The sequence below is a fragment of the Herbaspirillum chlorophenolicum genome, assembly GCF_001189955.1.
GTDB classification, from domain to species: domain Bacteria; phylum Pseudomonadota; class Gammaproteobacteria; order Burkholderiales; family Burkholderiaceae_D; genus Herbaspirillum; species Herbaspirillum chlorophenolicum.
The window spans coordinates 1-2,840 of record NZ_LFLT01000110.1 but is presented as its reverse complement, the minus strand read 5'-3'; the positions used below and the strand labels follow the sequence as shown (position 1 = coordinate 2,840).

Sequence of the window (2,840 nt, the reverse complement as noted above, 5' to 3'; positions counted from 1 at the left end):
CATCCAGACAGTATCGGTCGACACCACGTCGTTGACGAAGGCCCGAAGCGCCTGCGCGGCAACAGGAAACAGTGGCGCCTGATCCACTTCTTCTTGCGTGATGCCGATCAACTGCTTGCAAAATGGTGTGAGTATCGGTTGCGCCAGCGGCCTGACCAAGTGCTGAAACCGCTCAAGCACCAAGCCACCTTCGGTGGCCCAGCAGGCACCGATTTCAATGATTTCCATCTCTTCCGGCGGGATGCTGCCGTCGTCCGAACAGGTCGCTTCCAGGTCGACTACGAGAATTCTTGCCACGTTATCCTCTGATGATGGCTATGGTCCGGCGTGGAGAACAATTTCGCATGCGAAATTTCCCGCCTTTAGTGACTAAAGGGGTAGTTGCTTTCGCAACTTGAGCCGGCTCAATTTTGAACTAGCTGGTAGCTATCAGCTAGCTGAGAAATGTTTGCTGCTGTATTTGCGGCTGACGCGAGTGGAAAATATTCGGCCGTCCATTGAGCGCGTCGGCCGGGTAGTCACTGCAATGGCACCGTCCTTAATGGATAGGAAAACACGTTGACCTATCTTCCAGTCCGTCAATGCCTTCGGCCACGAGACTTTGCCGCCGCGTTCGAGGATGGTCGAGTAGGTTTGACGTTTTTTCATACAAGCTCGATTGTGCAGTTTTGATCAGAAACGATCATGTTTTGGGGCATTTCGTCCCACAGTTTATAGCATCTCGTGGTCACAATTTATTCATGTCGTGACTTGAGTCTGCTCAACCAGCAAAGGATATCTGAGAGTGTGAAAACTTGCCATTGACAACGAAGCTGCGGCTGATGCAATGTCCGGGAAGCCAGTTGATGTCACCTCGAATTATCAACGATTTCGCCTTTGAACGACCCTGCCAAGGATCCCCCTTACCATGGCCAGTATCGAACGGACTGCGTATCCTAGATTTCCACGTACGCTGACACTTAAAGATCTTCATGCAACCTTCACACCGCGGCCTGAAGAAATGGAATGGGCAGCCGGTTTCGCCCGCTCCGCGCCTCGGCGCCTGGCATTACTGGTGAATCTGAAATGCTTCCAGTTTTTGCGCTACTTTCCTGCCATTGATGCTATTCCCCAGGAAGTCGTGGAGCATATTTCTGCGAGTCTCGGTATGCAGCCTGTCCACGCAATTTCATACCCCGACTCGAACATATCCCCTTATCGCCATCACAAGGCAATTCGCACGCTACTTGGGGTAACGCCATATGAGCATGTTAAGACCAGGCCCATCACTGTCGAGATCTCGCAACGCGCCGCCGCCATCGTTGATACTCGCGTAGACATCATCAATATCACGGTAGAGGAATTGGTACGGTTAGGGTACGAACTTCCTGCGTTCAGCACCCTGGACACTATTGCCGAAAAGGCTCACGCAGCAGTGGAATCTGCTCTCTACAAAAAGATCTCCCAACGATTGTCCTCTGCCCAAAGGCAATGGCTTGATGGTCTTCTAGATACGGAACTACCACAGCGCCGATCCCTTTATCACCAGATCAAACGCTCTGCTAAGAAGGCTTCTCGAAAGCATCTCGATTTAGTGTTGGACCAGCTAAATTGGCTGGAGTCATTGCCTGATCCCGGAACGCTGTTGGAAGATGTTCCGGCCAACAAATTGCGACATCTCTCCGACCGTGCAGCCGTCCTCGATGCGGCCGAAATGAAAGATTACAACCCAGGGAAAAGACAAACGCTTATTCTTGCCCTCATTCATCACATGCGGATCGGTGCCCGAGATGACATTGCCGAGATGTTCATTCGACGCATCAGCGCCATTCATAAAAGCGCGCGAGAAGAATTGCAGATTCTGCAGGCGCGGCAGCGGGAGCTCAGTGAAGAGCTTGTCGCAACCTTAGAACAGGTTGTGGAGATTCTCGCCGAAGGTATGGAAGATGCTCCGACAGGAAGGCGTATCCGCGACCTCTTGGCCCCACATGGCAGCTTGGAACGGCTACAGGGCGATTGTGAGGCAATCCGAGTCTGGAGCGGAGGAAATCATCTTCCGTTGCTATGGAAGCCTTTCAAATCTTGGCGCGCTGCCATGTTCCAGATGGCGAAGGTGCTGGCTTTTCATCCCGCAACGCAGGACAAGGCTCTTCTCAAAGCTTTGGATATCGTAATGGAGAACGAACACCGGAAAGCAGAATGGATCGCCGATGAGGTGGATCTATCGTTTGCTTCAGAACGATGGCATAAACTTGTCCGCCGTTCTCACGGCCTTGGAAACCCAACTAATCGCCGTTACTTAGAAGTCTGCGTCTTCTCCCATCTGGCCAGTGATCTGCGTAGTGGCGATGTGTGTATCGAAGGTGCTGGTACATTTGCAGATTACCGTGGCCAGCTTCTTTCCTGGAAGGAGTGCGAGGCACTACTCCCAGATTATTGCGACCGGATTGGTATCTCGGCCAATCCTCAAGCCTTCGTCGAAAACCTCAAAAGCATGTTGGCGGACACGGCTGCGCAGGTGGATAGCGAATTTCCTCAGCACGCCGGCGACGTATCGATCGGTGCCAATGGGGAACCGACTTTGAGGCGCGTCACCGCCCGCGAGATTCCTGCCTCAGCCATTGCGCTGCAAGCTGCGATAGACAGCCGACTCGTGCCTCGCAATCTGCTCGACATCCTCGCCAACATTGAGCATTGGACAGGGTTCACGCGTAATTTCGGGCCGCAGTCCGGTGACGATCCCAAATTACGCAATGCTCGCGAGCGTTACCTGCTGACCGTGTTCGCAATGGGATGTAACCTTGGGCCACATCAAGCCGCTCGACATCTGTCCAATGGCGTCACTCCTCATCAGCTTTCCT

Annotated in this window: 3 protein-coding genes; 1 reads left to right on the top strand and 2 read right to left on the bottom strand. The window is 53.0% G+C overall.

Going from position 1 to position 2,840, the window contains the following annotated elements; all coding sequences use genetic code 11:
* The coding region (locus AKL28_RS23230; RefSeq protein ID WP_197091088.1) for a 3'-5' exonuclease at positions 1 to 297 on the bottom strand (297 nt) is incomplete at its 3' end.
* Between the two features lie 132 nt (positions 298 to 429).
* Positions 430 to 648, bottom strand: coding sequence for a hypothetical protein (locus AKL28_RS24730; RefSeq protein ID WP_129587654.1), 219 nt, complete (start codon positions 646 to 648; stop codon positions 430 to 432).
* A gap of 259 nt (positions 649 to 907) precedes the next feature.
* Here AKL28_RS24730 and AKL28_RS23225 point away from each other — a divergent pair.
* On the top strand, positions 908 to 2,840 hold a 1,933-nt coding region (locus AKL28_RS23225), incomplete at its 3' end, for a DUF4158 domain-containing protein (protein ID WP_156226467.1).